The 18351-nt window shown below is 55.3% G+C and carries 15 protein-coding genes; 6 read left to right on the top strand and 9 right to left on the bottom strand.

Features of this window, described 5'->3' with window-relative positions; all coding sequences use genetic code 11:
* Window positions 1-237: 237 nt before the first annotated feature.
* From RT644_RS19040 to RT644_RS19020, 5 genes are all read right to left on the bottom strand, one after another.
* Window positions 238-1602 (bottom strand): efflux transporter outer membrane subunit, encoded by a 1365-nt coding sequence (locus tag RT644_RS19040; protein ID WP_045510176.1) that lies wholly within the window; start codon window positions 1600-1602, stop codon window positions 238-240.
* Between the two features lie 2 nt (window positions 1603-1604).
* A complete protein-coding gene (locus tag RT644_RS19035) occupies window positions 1605-4712 on the bottom strand; it encodes an efflux RND transporter permease subunit (RefSeq protein ID WP_313627634.1) in 3108 nt (1035 codons plus the stop codon).
* Window positions 4712-5833 (bottom strand): efflux RND transporter periplasmic adaptor subunit, encoded by a 1122-nt coding sequence (locus tag RT644_RS19030; protein ID WP_313627632.1) that lies wholly within the window; start codon window positions 5831-5833, stop codon window positions 4712-4714. The genes RT644_RS19035 and RT644_RS19030 overlap by 1 nt, the downstream gene beginning before the upstream one ends.
* Before the next feature lie 115 nt (window positions 5834-5948).
* On the bottom strand, window positions 5949-6527 hold the full coding sequence (locus tag RT644_RS19025) for a TetR/AcrR family transcriptional regulator (protein WP_020456402.1): 579 nt from the start codon (window positions 6525-6527) through the stop codon (window positions 5949-5951).
* A gap of 266 nt (window positions 6528-6793) precedes the next feature.
* Window positions 6794-7579: an NAD(P)H-dependent oxidoreductase gene (locus RT644_RS19020; protein WP_313627629.1), complete on the bottom strand. Its 786-nt coding sequence runs from the start codon at window positions 7577-7579 to the stop codon at window positions 6794-6796.
* 87 nt (window positions 7580-7666) lie between these two features.
* Here RT644_RS19020 and RT644_RS19015 point away from each other — a divergent pair, with 87 nt between their 5' ends.
* The 3 genes from RT644_RS19015 to RT644_RS19005 all read left to right on the top strand — a co-directional run bounded on the left by RT644_RS19015 (window position 7667) and on the right by RT644_RS19005 (window position 11892).
* Complete coding sequence (locus RT644_RS19015; protein ID WP_313627627.1) at window positions 7667-8587, top strand: LysR family transcriptional regulator; 921 nt, start codon at window positions 7667-7669, stop codon at window positions 8585-8587.
* A 117-nt stretch (window positions 8588-8704) separates the two neighbouring features.
* Window positions 8705-9655: an AraC family transcriptional regulator gene (locus RT644_RS19010; protein WP_313627625.1), complete on the top strand. Its 951-nt coding sequence runs from the start codon at window positions 8705-8707 to the stop codon at window positions 9653-9655.
* Window positions 9656-9798: 143 nt separating this feature from the next.
* Window positions 9799-11892 (top strand): TonB-dependent siderophore receptor, encoded by a 2094-nt coding sequence (locus RT644_RS19005; RefSeq protein WP_313627623.1) that lies wholly within the window; start codon window positions 9799-9801, stop codon window positions 11890-11892.
* A 42-nt stretch (window positions 11893-11934) separates the two neighbouring features.
* Here RT644_RS19005 and murP read toward each other — a convergent pair whose 3' ends face one another.
* Window positions 11935-13374 (bottom strand): PTS N-acetylmuramic acid transporter subunit IIBC, encoded by a 1440-nt coding sequence (murP, locus tag RT644_RS19000; protein ID WP_313627621.1) that lies wholly within the window; start codon window positions 13372-13374, stop codon window positions 11935-11937.
* Window positions 13374-14285 carry an N-acetylmuramic acid 6-phosphate etherase gene (gene murQ, locus RT644_RS18995; protein ID WP_313627735.1) on the bottom strand — a complete coding sequence of 304 codons (912 nt, stop codon included), beginning with the start codon at window positions 14283-14285 and terminating at the stop codon, window positions 13374-13376. The genes murP and murQ overlap by 1 nt, the downstream gene beginning before the upstream one ends.
* A 326-nt stretch (window positions 14286-14611) precedes the next feature.
* On the opposite strand from murQ, the gene RT644_RS18990 reads away from it, so the two are divergent.
* Complete coding sequence (locus RT644_RS18990) at window positions 14612-15301, top strand: hypothetical protein (protein ID WP_313627619.1); 690 nt, start codon at window positions 14612-14614, stop codon at window positions 15299-15301.
* Here the strand turns inward: RT644_RS18990 and RT644_RS18985 are convergent.
* Together RT644_RS18985 and RT644_RS18980 are read right to left on the bottom strand one after the other, a co-directional pair.
* Window positions 15255-15686, bottom strand: coding sequence for a hypothetical protein (locus RT644_RS18985; RefSeq protein ID WP_313627733.1), 432 nt, complete (start codon window positions 15684-15686; stop codon window positions 15255-15257). The two genes, RT644_RS18990 and RT644_RS18985, sit on opposite strands and share 47 nt — an antisense overlap.
* 10 nt (window positions 15687-15696) lie before the next feature.
* On the bottom strand, window positions 15697-16581 hold the full coding sequence (locus RT644_RS18980; RefSeq protein WP_313627617.1) for a winged helix-turn-helix domain-containing protein: 885 nt from the start codon (window positions 16579-16581) through the stop codon (window positions 15697-15699).
* Window positions 16582-16983: 402 nt separating this feature from the next.
* Between RT644_RS18980 and RT644_RS18975 the strand changes: the two genes are divergently transcribed.
* Both RT644_RS18975 and RT644_RS18970 read left to right on the top strand, forming a co-directional pair.
* Window positions 16984-17667, top strand: coding sequence for a FliA/WhiG family RNA polymerase sigma factor (locus tag RT644_RS18975; protein WP_020456412.1), 684 nt, complete (start codon window positions 16984-16986; stop codon window positions 17665-17667).
* A 223-nt stretch (window positions 17668-17890) separates the two neighbouring features.
* The gene (locus tag RT644_RS18970; protein WP_020456413.1) at window positions 17891-18349 is read left to right on the top strand and encodes a C40 family peptidase; all 459 of its coding nucleotides are present in this window, start codon (window positions 17891-17893) and stop codon (window positions 18347-18349) included.
* Window positions 18350-18351: the final 2 nt, after the last annotated feature.

Raw genomic sequence — 18351 nt, 5'->3', positions numbered from 1 at the left:
CCGGCGGGCGATCCAATTGCATTGTTTTGCTTTTCTTCAACCCTGACGACGCCCATACCGATCAATAACCAGCGCGGCGCTGGAAGCCATCACAATCGCGAGGCTCATTTTCCACATCGCTTTACCGCCGATGCTGTTAAAGACAAACATCAGCATACCCAGCACGATAGCAACGGCGGGAGAAATCCGTGGCTTAACCGCTCCAAAAAACGCGCCGGGCAGCCCGGCGCAAAAGGGTTAACTGACGCCGCCGCCCAGCGATTGCCAGAGCGTGACGCGGTTTTGCAGATCGGTTTGTTGCAGCGAAATCAGCGACGATTTCGCCGTCCACAGCGCGCGCTGCGCGGTCAGCACCGACAAGTAATCGCCGGTTCCGGCGCTGTACTGGCGCTGGGCGATATCCAGCGCTTTCTGCTCGGCAGCGACATATTCACGCTGCGCATCGAGTTGTTCGTTGAGCGTTTCGCGCCGCGCCAGCGCATCGGCAACATCTTTAAACGCGCTCTGAATGGTTTTCTCATAGGTCGCGATCAGCCCTTTTTTCTCTGCTTCAGCGTAACGCAACTGCGCAACATTTTTACCCCCGGCAAACAGCGGCAGCGAAATGGACGGCGCGAAAGACCACACTTGCAGGCCGTGGCTAAACAAAGAGGAGAGCGAATCGCTGCCTACCCCGGCGCTGGCGGTCAGCGAAATGGTCGGGAAGAAGTTCGCCCGCGCCGCGCCGATATTGGCGTTCGCGCTTTTCAGGTTATGCTCCGCTTCCTGAATATCCGGGCGGCGCAGCAGCACGGAAGAAGACACGCCCGCCGGTGTCAGCGTAATGCTGTTGTCGGCAAGACTCTCCAGCGTACCCGGCAGCAGCGACTCCGGTACCGTGTCGCCCGCCAGTAAATTGAGCGCGTTTTTATCCTGTGCCACCTGCGTTTGGTAGCTGGCGACGCTGGCGCGCGCCTGCTGGAACACCGCCATGGCATCGGCGGTATCACCGGCGGCTGCCACGCCGATCTGCTGTTTGCGTTTAACAATGTTCAGCGAGTTTTGCGCGCTCTCCATCGTCTGTTTCGCAAGTTCAAGATTGCTGTTATCCGCCGCCAGCGTCACCCAGGCGGTGGTGATTTCCGCCACCATGCTCAGGCGCGTGTTTTGCGCGGTGTACTCGCTGGCAAGCCAGGTTTCACGCTCTGCGCGGGTCAGACTCTGGTTACGGCCAAACAGATCCAGTTCGAAGCTGGAAACCGCGCCATCGGCTTCGGCGCTGCTAGTTACGCCTGTGGCAACGGTGCGGCTGCGGGTGCTGCTGAGTTCGGCATTCAGCGTCGGGAACAGCGCGGCGCGGTCTTCAGCATACAACGCGCGCGCGGCATCGATGTCGGCAATCGCTTTTTGCACATCGCGGTTATGGGTCAGCGCATTGCTGACGACCTGTTTCAGGCGGCTGTCGTTAACGATCTGCTGCCAGTCGGCGGCCACGGCTTTCGCCTGGCCTTGCGCGCCCGGTAACGTCGCGGGAACGGGGGCCTGCGGGCGCTGGTAAGTCGGGTCGAGAGAGACACAACCGGCACTCAGCAGGGCGAAGAAAAGAACACTGATACGCAACATGATTACTCCTGACGTGCGCGTTTACCGGTGAACAATTTTTTCACCAGTACAAAGAACAGAGGGACAAAGAAGACAGCCAGCAGCGTCGCGGTGAGCGTCCCGCCGATGATGCCGGTGCCAATAGCGATGCGGCTGTTCGCGCCTGCCCCGGTGGCGATGGCCAACGGTGTGACCCCGGCGATAAACGCCAGTGACGTCATCATGATCGGACGCAGGCGAGTTCGCGCGGCACGCAGCGCCGCACGTGACAAAGAGTTGCCCTGGTGTACTGCCGCTTCGGCGAATTCAACAATCAGAATGGCGTTTTTCGACGACAGGCCAATAGTGGTCAGCAGTGCGACCTGGAAGTAAACGTCATTACTTAACCCGCGCATCCACGCCGCCAGCGCCGCGCCCAGCAAGCCCAGCGGGATAACGAGGATCACCGAAAGCGGTACGGACCAGCTCTCATACAGCGCCGCAAGGCACAGGAACACCACCATAATTGAGATGGCGTACAGGCTCATGGCCTGGCCGCTGGCGAGTTTTTCCTGCAATGACAAGCCGCTCCACGCCCAGGTTGTCCCGGGGGGTAAGGTATTAGCGAGGTTTTCCATTTTGGTCATCGCCACGCCGGAGCTGAAGCCACTGGCATTCTCGCCCTGAATCTCATACGCGGCGGAACCGTTGTAACGCACCAGCGTTTCCGGGCCATATTCCCAGTGCGTGGTGGCGAAGGCTGAAAACGGGGTCATGTCGTTATTGCTGCCGCGCACAAACCATTTATCCAAATCCGAAGGTGAGGCGCGGGAATCGCTTTCCCCCTGGATATAGACCTTTTTCACGCGTCCGCGATCGATAAAGTCATTCACATACGTGCCACCCCAGGCGCTGGAGAGTGTGTTGCTGACATCGCTCAGTGACAGTCCCAGCGCCACCGCTTTGTTGCTGTCGATATCGACCTGTAACTGCGGCGTTTCCGGCAGCGCGTTGGCGCGCACGGCGGTAAGTTCGCTGCTCTGATTAGCGTTCGCCAGCAACTGATTGCGCAGTTTCAGCAACTGGTCGCGATCGGTGCTGCCGCTGGCGAGCAATTCAAAGGTGAAACCGTTGCTTTGACCGAGGCCGTCCACCGAAGGCGGCGTCATGGCGAAGATTCTGGCGTCGCGGATGCTGCTTAACTCGCGGCTGGCGCGTTGGGCTATCGCTTGTGCGGTATTTTCCGCCCCTTTACGTTGCGACCAGTTTTTCAGTGAAACGAAGGCCATCCCGGCGTTTTGCCCGCTGCCGCTAAAGCTAAAACCGGTCACGGTGAAGATGGCTTCAGTGTTGGCTTTCTCCGTGTTGAGGAACCAGTCGGTCACTTTGCTGGCCACCGCGTCGGTACGCGTGGCAGTCGCCCCGGCGGGCAGGGTGAACTGCACCATGATTTCGCCCTGGTCTTCTGTTGGCAGGAAGCTACCAGGCAGACGCCACATCACAAATGCCATGGCCGCGCAAAGTACAGCGTACGTGCCGACCACGGTAACCGAGCGGCGCAGCACGCGTAATACACCGTGTTGATACTTGTGCTCGGTATTGTTGTAAAAGCGGTTAAACGCGCCGAAGAACCCTTTTTTATGTGGCGTGCTGTGTTGCATTATCGAGCCGCAGAGCGCTGGCGTTAAGGTCAGCGCAACGATGACCGACAGCGTCATTGCCGAGATAATGGTGACGGAGAACTGGCGGTAAATCACCCCGGTGGAACCCCCAAAGAAAGCCATCGGCAGGAAGACGGCGGAGAGCACCAGCGCAATCGCGATCAGCGCCCCGGAGATTTCACCCATCGATTTGATGGTGGCTTCGCGGGCGGGCAGGCCTTCGTCGCGCATGATGCGCTCGACGTTCTCCACCACCACAATGGCGTCATCCACCAGCAGGCCGATTGCCAGAACCATGGCGAATAGCGTCAGGGTGTTGATCGAGTAGCCAAACAGCGCCAGCACGCCAAACGTCCCCAGCAGCACCACCGGCACCGCCAGCGCCGGGATAAGCGTGGCGCGGATATTTTGCAAAAACAGGTACATCACGCAGACCACCAGAATGATGGCTTCAATCAGCGTTTGCACCACGTCTTCAATCGAGATCTTAATAAATTCGGTGCTGTCTTTCGGGTACGCCACATCGTAACCCTGCGGCATGCTGTGGCGGTATTCGGCGATTTTATCTTTCACGCGTGTCGCGGTATCCAGCGCGTTCGCGCCGGGCGCCAGCATCACCGCCAGACCAGCAGCCGGGTGGCCGTTCAGCTTCGCTGAAGCGACATAATCTTCGCTGCCCATTTCAACACGCGCGACATCTTTCACCCGCACGACAGCGCCGCTGCTCTCGCTTTTGATGATAATGTCCTGGAACTGCGCCACGGTTTGCAGGCGCGACTGGGCGCGCACCGTGGCGGTGAGCTGCTGCTGACCGGAAGAGGGTAGCGCACCGATTTTACCGGCAGAAACCTGTACGTTTTGCGCTTCAATCGCGCTCTGTACATCGGATGGCATCAGCGAGTACGAGGCGAGTTTGTCAGGATCCAGCCAGATTCGCATCGCGTATTCCGCGCCGAACACCTGCAAGCTACCGACACCGTTCACGCGCGCCAGCGGATCCTGCATGTTACTCACCAGCCAGTCGGCGATGTCGGAACTGGTGGCGCGGTCGGTTTTATCGTACAGCCCCATGATCAGCAGGAAGTTGCTCTGGGATTTCACCACCGTCACGCCCGATTGGGTGACTTCCGTCGGTAAGCGGGATTCCGCCTGCTGCACTTTGTTTTGCACCTGCACCTGCGCGGTATCCGGGTCGGTGCCCTGCTCAAAGGTGACGGTAATATCCACCTGGCCATCGGAGCTGCTGGTAGAGGTGAAATAGAGCAGGTTATCCAGCCCGGTAAGCTGTTGTTCGATAACCTGGGTGACGCTGTTTTCCAGCGTCTGTGCCGATGCGCCGGTATAGGTGGCGCTAATTTTGATTGCAGGCGGCGCAACATCCGGGTACTGCGCTATCGGCAAGGAGCGGATCGCCAGAATACCGGCCATCATGATAAGGATGGCGATCACCCAGGCGAAAACCGGGCGGCGCACAAAGAAGCTGGAGAACATCAGGCTTTTCCTCCATTGTCTTGCGGGATCTCAACGGCTTTCACAGTCGATCCCGCAGCGACTTTGTCGGTACCTTCAACAATCAGCTTGTCGCCATTTTCCAGACCTTTCAGGACTAACCATTTATCGCCATAGGTATCGCCGGTTTCGATGTTGCGCTGCTCAACCTGATTCTGCGCATTGACCACCAGCGCAGTGGCATTACCTTTCGCATCACGCGTGACGCCTTGCTGCGGCGCGAGGATCGCGTTTGCCATCACCCCTTCTTCCACACGGGCGCGCACAAACATCCCCGGCAGCAGTTGCTGATGTGGGTTTGGGAACACCGCGCGCAACGTGACGGAGCCGGTGGATTCATCGACGGCGACTTCGGTCAGCGCCAGGCGGCCTTTTTCGCTGTAGGTGCTGCCATCTTCCAGCGTCAGCGTGACGGCGAGCGTGTTGCTGTCGCTGGCCAGCGCTTGCTGGCGCAGGCGCAGCAGATCGACGCTTGAGCGGGTGAGATCGACATACATGGTGTCGAGCCCGCGTACGGTCGCCAAAGCCGTGGTTTGTTCCGCCGTGACCAGCGCGCCAGGTGTGACGGATGAGATGCCAATGCGCCCGCTGATCGGCGAAGTGACGGTGGTCCAGTTCAGGTTGATGCGCGCGCTTTCCAGCGCCGCTTTCTTCGCGCTCACGCTGGCTTTGTCCTGCGCGCAGGTGGACTGCGCATCGTCAGCGTCCTGGCGCGAGACGCCATCCTCTTTCACCAGTTGCGCGTAGCGGGTGGCTTTCTGGCAATCGGACGTCACCAGCGCCTGCGCCTGTTTCAGCGCGGCGTCGGCTTCATCAAACGTGGCGCGGTAGCTGGAAGGATCGATCTGGTAAAGCGCCTGCCCGGCCTTTACCGTATCGCCTTCCGTAAACAGGCGTTTTTGAATAATGCCGCCAACTTGCGGCCGCACTTCTGCGGAGAGTGACGCGGCGGTACGCCCGGTTAACAGGCTGGTCACGGCGAGCGGCTGGCTTTTCAGGGTGACGACGCCGACTTCCTGAGTGGGGTGTTGTGCAGGTGGTGTGGCGTTATCGCATCCAACCAGCGCGAATGGGGCCATCAACGTTGTAGTTATTAACTTCATGACTATTTTCCTGGCATAAGCGAAGCCTGCCCGTTATTAAAACGGGATAATAAGCAGGCGAGTTGGCGCTTATTTCCGGCGGTCTGGAAATAAGCGCGGATTTATATTTGTCGGGTTATTTCTTTGGCAGAAATATCATGGTGATAATTTCCTGATACAGCTCTTTTAACTGCGCCGGGTCGCATTTTTGCGGCGTTAAACGGCGCAATGTCGCACCTTCCATCAGGCCAGCCAGCAGCTCAACGCAGCAGCGCACCTGTTCGGCGCTTAACTGCGGATGTCGGCTCTGCATATGGTTGCAGGCATTGTTAAACATGCGGGCGTCGGCTTCGACCATCATCGCCTGAACCTGCGGGTTACGCGTCGCTTCGGCAGACATCTCCAGCATTAACGCGTCGTCATCCGGGCTAAGCGTTTGCCGCCAGGCCAGCACCTCCGGCAGGTGCGTGGTTTCGGCTTTGTTTTCCATTTCGGCGATGCGGTAGTCGATGATTCGGCGAACAATCTCCTCAATAATGGCGTCTTTACTGCTGAAATAGCGGTAGATCTGCCCGACGCTCAGCTGGGCTTCAAGGGCGATTTGCGACATGCTGGCGGCGTGAAAGCCGCTCACGCGAAAACGCCGACGGGCGGCGGCGATAATCTCATCTTTACGCTGCTGATGGCGTTGTTCCTGCGTGGTTTTCGGCGGCATCGGGAACCCTCGATTGATTGATTTTTGAGAGTGATCGTTCTCAACTATCAAATAGATTAAACGAAGTTATATTTTTCGCGTAAACATTTCCTGCGCAAATTATTGGAATTTACAAAACTTGATATTATGAAGAAATAATGAAAAACAATGGAGATATGTGCCAGAAAATAATAGCGAAGAACGTTGCTATTAATTTGAAGAGATTGTGATGGATTGCAAATAGAGAAAACCGGCGCCATTTATCGACGCCGGTTATTTTTATGCGTTTAATCTTTTCTTTGCTGATGAATGGCCAGCCCACTTTCGCCCGGCGCAATCTCCGGGCGCAAGGTTAACGCCGGAATGGTGTAATCCCCGCCGTTTTGCTGACGGAACGGCAGCGGTGGCGTCTGCCATAACGTATCCAGCCGCTGTGCCAGTTCTTCACGGTGGGCGGCGAATCGCGCGTCATCAACGCGGCTGGTGCGATAAATCACCAGCGGCGGCAACACCGCGAAGCCCGGATAAAACAGCATGCCGTGCTGGATCGGAAACAGAATGTCGTCGATTGGACCGTTGATGCCGCGCGGGCTGTAGTGCGATTCCCAACCGCCAGCGGTAACCAGCAGCATGGCGCGCTTACCGGCCAGGCTGCCTTCACCGTAGCGATCACCCCAGTGCGTGTCGCTGTGCTCGCCGACGCCGTAGGCAAAACCGCAGGCGTAAACGCGGTCGAACCAGCCTTTCATGATGGCGGGCATCGAAAACCACCACAGTGGAAACTGGAAAATCACTGCGTCGGCCCACAGCAGTTTAGCCTGTTCGGCGGCGATATCCGCAGATTGTCGGCCCTGTTCGAAGGCGTGTTTTGAATCTGCCGACGGATTGAAAACGTCGCCAACGGGCGCATCGAGGCTGTCGTATGCGTCGAGCGGCGCTTTCCACTGCATGGCGTACAGGTCGGAAACCTCGACGTGGTGACCTGCTTTTTCAAGATGCTGCACGGCGAATTCTTTCAGCGCGCCATTCAAGGAATGCGGCTGCGGATGGGCATAAACAATCAAGACATTCATAACAACTCCCGGCAATAAGATTGAAGCTGCAGGGTAGGTGAAGCGCAGATATAGTAGAAATTAATTGCTGATATCACAGGTATAGCCATGATTAATCTCAACCGCCTGGATCTGAACTTGCTGCTGACGCTTGATGTCCTGCTCCGTGAACACAATGTCACGCGCGCGGCGCAGCGGCTGAATCTTTCCCAGCCTTCGGTGAGTGTGCAACTGGCGCGGTTGCGTGAGATCTTTGACGATCCGCTGCTGCTGCCCGGCCCGCGCGGTATGCAGCCGACAGTACGGGCGGACGAGTTGCGCGAACCGTTACGCCAGGCGCTGGAAGCGCTGGAGCGCGCGGTGTCGCCAGTCAACGCGTTTGACCCCGCCCGCGCCAGTGTGACCTGGCGCATTGCGGCGACGGATTACACTGAATCGGCGGTGCTGCTGCCGCTGCTTGGCACTTTGCGTCGCGACGCGCCCGCCAGCCGCCTCGCGGTGTTTGAGCTTAACCCCGGCCAGATTAAGCGCCAGGCCGAGCAGGGCGATATCGATCTGTTCTTCCATTTGCGTGAAGGTGCGCCGGCGTCGCTGCACCAGCGGTTATTGTTCACTGAGCGCTATGTGCTGGCCGGCCGTTTAGGCCATCCGGCGCTTAAACGCCGTCCGTCGCTCAAACAGTTCTGCAAGCTGGAGCATGTGATTGTCTCGCCGGAGGGCGGTGGTTTTCAGGCGGCAACGGACGACGCGCTGGCGGCTCGCGGGTTAACGCGCAATGTGGTGCTTTCGGTGCCGCACTTCCTGTTTATGCTGGATGCGCTGGCGCGCACGGATTTGGTCGCCGTGCTACCGGAGCGGCTTGTCGCCACCACTGGCGCGTTGCAGGTGGTTGATCCACCTCTTGATCTGCCGGGCTTCGACATGCTGATGCTCTGGCATGAGCGGCTGCACCGCGATCCCGGACATAAATGGTTGCGCCAGCAGGTTCTCGCTGCGTTGGCAAACGCCGACCGTATTAACCCTCGTTAATGCGTATGTGAGAATAATTCTCAACATTATTGAAGCGCATCAGGGCGAGTGGTAAGGTGTAGGCCGTTTCGCCCGCGCGTGGGTTGAGGGTTCGACAGATAGCGATGGCTGCCGTCTATGCAAAAAAGACACTTTTCAGTTGAAGACTTTATTGGTTTTGGCGAGCGTTATGGGATTAATTACCGCTTCCCGTCGCTGACAACCGGTCTTTTCAGTCAGGCGCAGCGCATTGTGATTCAGGGCGACGTTGAAGAGATGACGCTCTCTTCTGGTATCAACCTTACCCGTTCTGACATTCGCGTTCTGCAACCTTATGAAACGACCTCGCTGCACAGTTGCCCGCTCTACATGCTGGTGGTGCTGGAAGGCAGCGTGATGCTGCGCCTGAACGGGGAAGAGTTTGTCGTGCGCGCCGGCATGGCGTTCACCTCGCGCCTGAGCGAGCACCAGGTGATGAACGCCAGCCATCTGGCGGATTGCCATCTGCGCACATTATCACTTGGCGTCGATCCGGCAAGCTGCTGGCAATCACCGCTCCTCAGCGCACTTTTACAACAGTGGGAAGCGCATGGTGCCCCGACCTTTTTATGGCAGGTGCCGGGCTTTTTATTGTCTGGTTTACAGCAAACGCAGCAAGCCTCACTGCCTGCGCTCTCCCGCCAACTGATGCTGGAAGGCGTGATGCTGCAACTGCTGGGCAACGCGCTGTCGCAACGCATGCAGGGGCAGGAGAGACGCCGCCCGGTTCAGTGTGGTGCACAGCAGCGGCTGGAAAACGTACGCCGTTTGCTGGAACAGCACCCCGAAAAAGAGTACACCCTGGCAGCACTGGCGCAGCTGGCGGCGATGAGCGCCAGCAGCCTGCGCGTGAAGTTCCGCCAGGCGTACGGCCACTCTGTGTTTGATTATCTGCGTGACTGCCGTCTTGAACTGGCGCGTCGCTATCTGGCGGAAGGCTACAGCGTACAGCAGGCCGCGTGGATGTCCGGTTATCAGCACGCCACCAACTTTTCTACCGCGTTTCGCCGCCGCTATGGTATGGCACCCAGCGAAATCCGCGCCTCCTGATTTTCTCCTGTGTAGACCAGCGTTGCCGATGCGTGCGCGATTTTATCATCGCGCATACGTGAATCATCACTGCGCATAGCTATTGGCGAATTCAAAAGGGTAATAATTCTTATTTACAATAATAATGGCTTCTGGAGATTTTCATGTTCGCAAAAACGCGACTGGCGCTGATGATTGGCTGCATAACCGGCGGGATGAGCGTAACGGTGCTGGCACAAGAGACACCCCCCGGCAACGATACCGTGGTAGTGACTTCACAAATGCAAAGTGGCGCGACCAAGCTGGAGACGCCGGATATCGAAACACCGCAGGCGGTATCGATTGTCACCCGCCAGCAGTATGAAGAGCAGGGGGCAATCAGCGTGCGTCAGGCGGTGAGCTATACGCCGGGTGTCTACAGCAACCAGATTGGCGCATCCAACCGTTTTGACTATATCGTGCTGCGTGGTTTTTCTGACGGCAGCCTGGATAACGTCTATCTCGACGGGCTGAAAATGATGGGTGACACCAACTCCCACAGCTCGCTGGTCATCGATCCGTGGTTCCTGGATAGCGTGGAAGTGGTGCGCGGCCCGGCATCCGTGCTGTACGGGCGTTCATCGCCAGGCGGTATTGTGGCGCTGAATTCGCGCAAACCATCGTTTGATCCCGGCGGCGAAGTGAAGCTGTTTGCCGGAAATAACAACCAGCGCGGCGCGGCGTTTGATGTCACCGGCCCGGTGGATGATAACGACCGGGTGGCGGTGCGTTTAACCGGTATGACGCGCTATGCCGATTCGCAGTTTGACCACCTGAAAGAGCAGCGTTACGCCATTGCGCCGAGCCTGACCTGGCGTATTACCGATCACACGCGCCTGGAGCTGATGGCTTACCTGCATCGCGATCCCGAAGGTGGCAGCCACTCCGGTTTGCCGTATGAAGGCACTGTGGTGCCGCACGCGGGCAAGAAAATTTCCAACACCTTCTTTGAAGGCGAAGACGATTACGACAACTATGATCGCCGCGAAAATATGGTCGGTTATAACGTTGAACACGCCTTTGACAGCGGCTGGTCGGTGCGCCAGAAACTGCGCTACCTGCACACCACTGTCGATCTTAACCAGGTGTACGCTGCCGGATGGCTGAATGATACCGAACTGAACCGGGGGTACTCCGGCTCGGATGAGTCGCTTTCGGCGGTGACGCTGGATAACCAGATCGATGGCAGCATCGATACCGGCATTATCAACCATCGCTTGTTGTTTGGCGTGGATTATCAGCGGCGCAGCAATAACGTCACCGCCTCTTATGGCAGCTTCCCGGCGATCGACGCTTTCCACCCGGTTTATGGTGCCGATCCGCTGTCAATCAGCGTCTATAGCCGTGAAAAACACAAACTGGAGCAGACCGGGATCTACGCCCAGGATCAGATGTCACTGGACAGATGGCGTCTGACGCTGGGCGGTCGTCACGATCAGGTGAAGATCACGAACGTCAATAAGATCAACGACACCAGCGATACGCTGGATCAGAACCATTTCAGCAGCCGCGCGGCGCTGATGTACCTGTTTGATAGCGGTTTTGCGCCGTATGTCAGCTACTCGACCGCGTTCACGCCGACCAGCTTCACCGACGAGTACGGCAAGATCCTGCAACCGATGAAAGGCAAGCAGTGGGAAGCGGGGCTGAAGTTCCAGCCGGAAGGCTCGCAAACCATGTACAGCGCGTCGGTGTATCGCATCAACCAGGAGAACATCGCCACCAAAGTGGAGCCGACCGATCCCTACCGTTCCATTGGCGAGATCGAATCCGAAGGTGTGGAACTGGAAGCGGTGGGGCAACTGACGGACAACCTGCGTTTGCAGGCGGCCTACACCTACAACGACATCCGCTACAAGAAGAGCAGTGCGCAAGAGCAGGGCAACCGCGCGGTGTACGCGCCGCGTAATCAGGCCAGTGCGTGGCTTAGCTATGACGTGAAAGACGGTGTACTGAACGGGCTGACCGTCGGTTCCGGCGTGCGTTATGTTAATGGCATCACCTCCGATCGCCAGAACACGCACACGCTGCCGTCTTACTCGCTGGTCGATCTGGCGGTGGGTTATGACCTGAGCCATGTGGGTCTGAAAGGGCTGAGTGCGCAGGTTAACGTTAACAACCTGACCGACAAACGCTATGTCGCAGCGTGTAACTCCCTCTCTTACTGCTACTTCGGTGCGGAACGCAGCATCGTCGGCAGCCTCTCCTACCGCTTCTGATGTCCTGATTTCACCCGGCTTTACGCCGGGTGAAAACGGATGTTAGCTCAAATCCACGTTTTTGTGACCAAAGAACCAGGTCGCGAGAAAACCGCACACGTAAGCGACGACCACACCTGCTGCATAGACCGCCATTCCCGTGTAGATCCCCTGTCCGGAGGTCATCAACGGCAGCGCCACCAGGCCTGAAGGGCCAAACACGGTGTTGAGCCCAACCGGCAAACCGAACCAGGCAAAAGTGCCAATAAAGAAACCGCCGCAGGCCCCGCCGATACAGGCTGTGACAAACGGTTTTACACGCGGCAGCGTGACGGCGTAAATCAACGGTTCGCCCACCCCGAGCAGGCCGGGAATGATCGCACCACGGATCTGATTACGCAGAATCGACTCGCGCGCCGAGCGGAAATAAAGCGCCAGCGCCGCGCCCACCTGGCCGCCGCCCGCCATCGCCAGGATCGGGAACAGCGAGTTAAAGCCCTGCGCATCCATCAGCGCGAAATAGACCGGAATAAAACCCTGATGCACGCCAAACACGACGGCAATCAGGAACAGCCCGGCCAGCACCGCGCAGCCGAACGGGTTGCCGTTAAGGTGCAGGAATAGCCACGACATGCCTTTAAACAGCTCAACGCCGATCGGCATGATCACCGTGAAGGTTAACGCGCCGGTAATCAGGAGCGTGAGCAACGAGGTGAGGATCATGTCGAGGTTATCCGGCATGAATTTACGGATCTGCCGCTCGATCCATGCCCCCATGATCGCTGCGATCAGCACGCCAATAATGTTGCCGCGCGGATCAATACCCATACCGAAAAAGTTATCGATGCCGGAAAAATAGCCCACTGTCGCTTTCGGATCGTAACCGAGCACAAAGAGCGCGGCGATAATTGCGCCATTCACGCCGCTGCCGCCAAAGGCTTTCTGTGCGTTGTAGCCAATCAAAATCGGCAGGAAGGTGAACAGTCCTTTGCCGAAAACTTTCATATAACCAACGATATGGACGAGCGTGGCATTTTTTTCGGCGGCATTGATAATCAGGCTTTGCTCAATCAGGGTAGCGAAGCCGAGCAGCATACCGGCGGCGATAAAGCCAGGGATTAACGGGGTGAAAATGGTAGAAAACTTCGCCAGAAACTGATGCACGCCGCTGGTCTGTTTCGCTTTCATCTGTTGTTTGGTATCGCTGGCGATACTTTTCAGCGACGCCGCTTCCACAGGCGCGCTGGCACCGCCTGTCATCGCGCTCATCATTTCTGCCGCCGTTTGCGCTTTGCCGGGGCCAACGATGATTTGCAACTGATCCTCGCTATTGACCACGCCAAGAACGCCAGGCAGCGCTTTAAGTCCGGCGTTATCAACCAGAGCATCGTTGTTTAACGTCAGACGCAGCCGTGTCATGCAGTTGCCGCAGGTTTTAATATTCTCTTTGCCACCCACCAATTGCAGGACTGTGGCAATAAACTGCTCGCTGATTTTGGCCATTAGTTGACTCCCGTGTGAGCCAGCGCCTGGCGAATAAACCCACCGTTGTCGGCTAACAGACGCGCTGCCTGATCAGCGCTCAGCCCGCCTAACACCATGACGATGGCGGTTTTACAGTGCCCGTCGCAGGCTTTCAGCGCCTGAGTTGCGGTTTCGCTGTCGCAATCAGTCGCTTCCATTACGATATTGATTTGCCGCTGCACCAGCTTCTGGTTGGTGGCTTCCACATCGACCATTAAGTTGCCGTACACTTTGCCGCTGCGGATCATCGCGCCGGTCGTTAGCATATTCAGCACCAGTTTCTGCGCCGTTCCGGCTTTCATTCGCGACGAGCCGGTAACAACTTCCGCACCCACCACCGGAACGATGGCGATATCGGCGATTTGCGCCATCTCACTGCCTGCATTACAGGTCAGCGCCACGGTGGTCGCACCGAGTTTTTGTGCATACTGCATCGCCGCAATGACATATGGCGTACGACCGCTGGCGGCGATGCCGACCAGGATGTCGTTAGCGTTAAAATTAAGCGCTTTAAGGTCCTCGACGCCAAGCGTCAGGCTGTCTTCGGCGTTTTCTACTGCCTGCAAAATGGCGCGATGGCCGCCTGCTATCAGACCAACCACCTGCTCGCGCGGGGTGCCATAGGTCGGCGGGCATTCGCTGGCATCAAGGATCCCAAGGCGCCCGGAGGTGCCGGCACCGCAGTAAATCAAGCGTCCACCTTTCTGGAAAGCCGCCACAATCGCGTCCACCGCCTGGGCGATCGCCGGGATCGTTTTTTCCACCGCCAACGCCACTTTTTGATCTTCACGGTTGATAACCCTCAACATCGCTTCGGTATCAAGCATGTCAATGTCAGCGCTGGCGGTATTGCGGCCTTCGGTAGTCAGTCTGGAGAGATCAATGTTCATCAACGTTTCGCTCAACTCGGTTTTGCTGTTATTTGCCTGCTGCACTGTGGCTCAGGCACCTGTTAAGGAATAATATATTACTCATAAAATGTTTAATAAGAATAATTTATTCTTATTTGCTTATTACGCCAGAAATGTGACGCCGTTCATACGGCAATAGTGCAGACAGATTTTACTTACTGGTATGTTTTTTAAGACTTAATTATTTAATGTCATTGATTGATGGGACTTTTCAACCTGTCTGCGTTAAAAGACCCTCCGGCTTTATCAATCTGTGGTCAGTCACAAATACCATTATGACGCCTGTTATCTGCAAGGATGATGCTATGCATAAAGTGAATTACGCCGCTAATTTCCCTCTCTGGCAGAGCCCGCAACTGTCGTTGCGTTGCAATTTACAGTGGCGCAGTTTTGCAAAGGTAGCGGTGCTCTTTAATGCGCAGGATAAGGCATTGCTCGGTGCGCAATGTGCAGCGTTAAGCCAGGCAGGTATAAGCGCGGAACAACTCTGGCCCGTTGCCAGAGCGTCGGGCAGCGATGGCAGACTGGCTGAATTACAGACACAGTGCATGGTATTGAGCGAAGCGCAACGGCAAGGGTGGAATAATGTCCTGCTGTTCGATGCCGGCTTTCAACTGGTGCAGGATGAAAGGGTGTTCGCGCAGGCGAATCGTATCTTTGCGAGCCTTAATCGACTGGACTGGCATGCGTTGCTGTTGGGGGGGCATTATCAGCATTCCTCGCCGCTGCTGACGTTACCTGGTATCGCTCGTGTACATCACGCCGTGAGCGCTGCAGCCTATGCGGTTAACGCCAGCTATTACCCTGTGTTATTAAATGCTTACCATCGTGCGATAGAGCATGCCGCCAGCCTTAATGATATTTGGCCATTACTAATGGGAAAACATTGCTGGCTGGCGGTGAATCCTGGTCTGGTAAGCTGGCGTGATAACAACCCTAAGCCTTTCCCTACTTGTCGTCCAGCGGGTAGAGAAAGATCATTCCGTTTTGCATAGTGACCAGCGGCACGCCATCTGGCCAAAGTTGCTGCATACGCACTTGCGAATGCATCAGTAAATCAATGTTGCTGGCAAGCAACGGGGTGTCCGGAGAGGGGACGAAATGAACAGGTGTGTAGGTAAAAAAGCGTTTCTCACCCGCCTGTTTTTTCTGCACGAAACTCCCTTTGAGCCTGAACTGAGGGTTATTCGGACTGCTGACATGGCTTACGATCGTCTCTCCAACGGTGGACAACTGGACGTCATAGAGCTCTTTTTGCTGCTGCGGCAAATCGTAAAAACCGAATTGCTGCGTTATGTTGCTGCCCGGTTTTAATGCCGGCTGCGAACGATGCCAAAAATAGCCACAGGCAGCGACAATCAGCGTCGTGAGCAACAGCATTACGCCGTACTTATGCGGTCTTGCAAGGCACCATTTCATCGAGTTTTCTCCGCGTTTCTTCAAGTATCAATTCATTAAGCGAAGCTAAATTGGCCCGCCACTGGTAGATCTGCATCGCCAGAATATTCTGCCCACAGGTGCTGTGTAAGCGCAGGGTAAAGTTCAGCGTTTGGTTATTACTTCGTGAATAGATGCTCAGGTTGATGGATTTCTTTTTTATCTGCTCATTTAAAAGGTGATAGGTGTCTTTGAGCCGGTTGTAGACCGTGGCTTGATCCTGCAGACGTTCGCCAGGTTCAACAAGCGTATACAGACGAATATTGCTATACGCGTTTTTCGCCAGTTCTTCAGCTTTCATCGTCTGACCGCGATCGATTGTCAAATAACCGATAAAGGCGATAAAAAGTACTGCCACCAGCAATAGCGATACGAAGGCTCCCCGGGGATAGCGTGTTGATTGCTCAGGCGTTTCATAAATCACGTCAGAAGAGAGCGGCTGCGTATTGGCGGCGCTCACTTCTGTGAGAGATTTCTCATTATTTAATGAAATATCTTCTTGTGGGCTTTCAACCTGCTGGCAATATTCTGCATCCAGTACATAGCCCCGTTTAGGCACGGTGCGAATAATGCGTTGCTGTTTGCCGTCATCTTCCAGCGCCGCGCGCAGGGCGTGAATTGCGTTTGGCAGGCTGTTATTACCGATAACCCGCCCCTCCCAGACCTGGTTGGTCAGCTCTTCCCGTGTAAAAACCTTACCCGGGTTCTGTTGCAACAGATCCAGCAGTTTAAGCTGATACGCGCCCAGCCGCTTATGTTCTCCGGTGACTAAATGAATAATTGAGCCGGAAGGCAAATCAATTATCCAATTGTTAATGGCACAACAATGTTTTTTCATAACGAATTTCAAGTAGCTCCATCATGGAACAAGTGATTATTAAGGTTATGTACTGTAATTGAGAATTAATTAACGTGAAGGCGCGTGAGCAAATCTTCTGGCCCCAGTAATCATTCCATATGAGATATTAATAATACTACTGTGCGATAGATGAATTACACGCAAATTCATTAATTGCCGCTTTTCGGGGAATTAAGAATAGGGGATGTGATGTATCTTTTTACACCAGTTAAGGTGGGAAGCCGTGCAGTCCCGCTTATTGTGATTATGTGATGTTAATTTATTGTTGTTTATTTAATTAATCTTTTTACCCATTGAACTAATGAGAAACGTCAGCCTAAAGAATGCAAAAGCAGCATCCGTCTGTTTTTATGTAATAAATCTAGTCTGCGCCATTTAATAATGATGAGTGTAATTTCCTCTGAAACGGTAACGTTTCCCGATGAAGCGCGCTATGTCCGCGATTATTTGCCGCTGGTGCATAAAGTGGTGAAACAATTCGCCTGGCAGACCAGCAGCGTCATGGATAAAGACGATATGCGGCAAGTCGCCCTGACGGGTTTGCTCTTTTCATTGCGTCGTTATGGACAACCGGATGCGCAATTTGCCGGTTACGCCATCCAGCGCATTCGTGGGGCAATTCTTGACGAGCTACGCCAGCAGGACTGGCGTCCACGGCGGCTGCGCCAAAAGATGTACAAGCTCAACGACGCCATTCGTGAGCTGGCGCGTGAGCTTGGCTATGTGCCGAATTTTAATGAATTAAGCGAACGGCTTTCTATTACACCAGAGGAGTATCAGCACTATTTATTACTCGACTCCGCCAGTGAGCTGGAGAGCCTGGATAACGATCTCCATTCCCACGCGCTGGAAAGCCGCCCGCTTGAAGCGGAAGTCGTGAATAGCCGCGCACTAAAAAGCGCGATAGCAAGCCTGACCCGGCGTGAACAGACGATTCTGGGGTTGTATTACCACCATGAATTAAGTCTGAAAGAGATTGCCTCAATGCTTGGACTGACAGAAGCCCGTATTTGTCAGCTTAATAAAGTAATAGTGCAAAAGTTACGGGCGTTTTTTGACGAATAAGTACGTTTCTCCTTCCGCTAAGGAATGAAAAATGTATTTAAGATTTTAACCCTTTATTTTTATTAGTATTAATATTGTGAAATATTTAACTGTATCATCCATCGTTGCCCCCAGGCAGAGCGTGCTCCGCGGGTTTTTGGGGCTTTTTTTTCTTATTTTGCTTTCTGTGTTCCTGACCGGTTGCGCGCAGTCTAAACCGGTTAGCCGTACACAGGGGCCAACAATGCTTGCCGAACAGCGCAAGATCACCCATGAAGAGACACTGGCGGCGACGCGTAAGTCAAAAGTTGACAAGGTTGTGCAGCACCTTAAAAAACAGTTGGGTAAACCTTATGTCTATGGCGGCGTCTCGCCAGCGCGCGGTTTCGACTGTAGTGGGCTGGTGTTCTATGCCTACAACAAAGTGCTGAGTAATAAATTACCCCGCACCACTAAAGCCATGTTCCATGACAAGCGCTTGATGCGGGTAAAAACCGCGAACTTGCGCCAGGGCGATTTGCTGTTCTTTCGCAGCAAATTACGCGGTCCGGTCGATCATGTCGGTGTCTATCTGGGGCATAACCGCTTTATCGAAGCGCCGCGCCGCGGGTTAAATATCCGTATTAGCCATTTTCTTGATGACTATTGGCAGGATCACTACCTCGGCGCACGCCGTATCCTGACAGGCAAACGCGTGCTCTGAAT

It is taken from the genome of Kosakonia sp. (assembly GCF_032104925.1).
Lineage (GTDB): Bacteria > Pseudomonadota > Gammaproteobacteria > Enterobacterales > Enterobacteriaceae > Kosakonia.
Note: the sequence above shows the minus strand (reverse complement) of the source record. Positions and strands in the feature narration are given on the sequence as shown.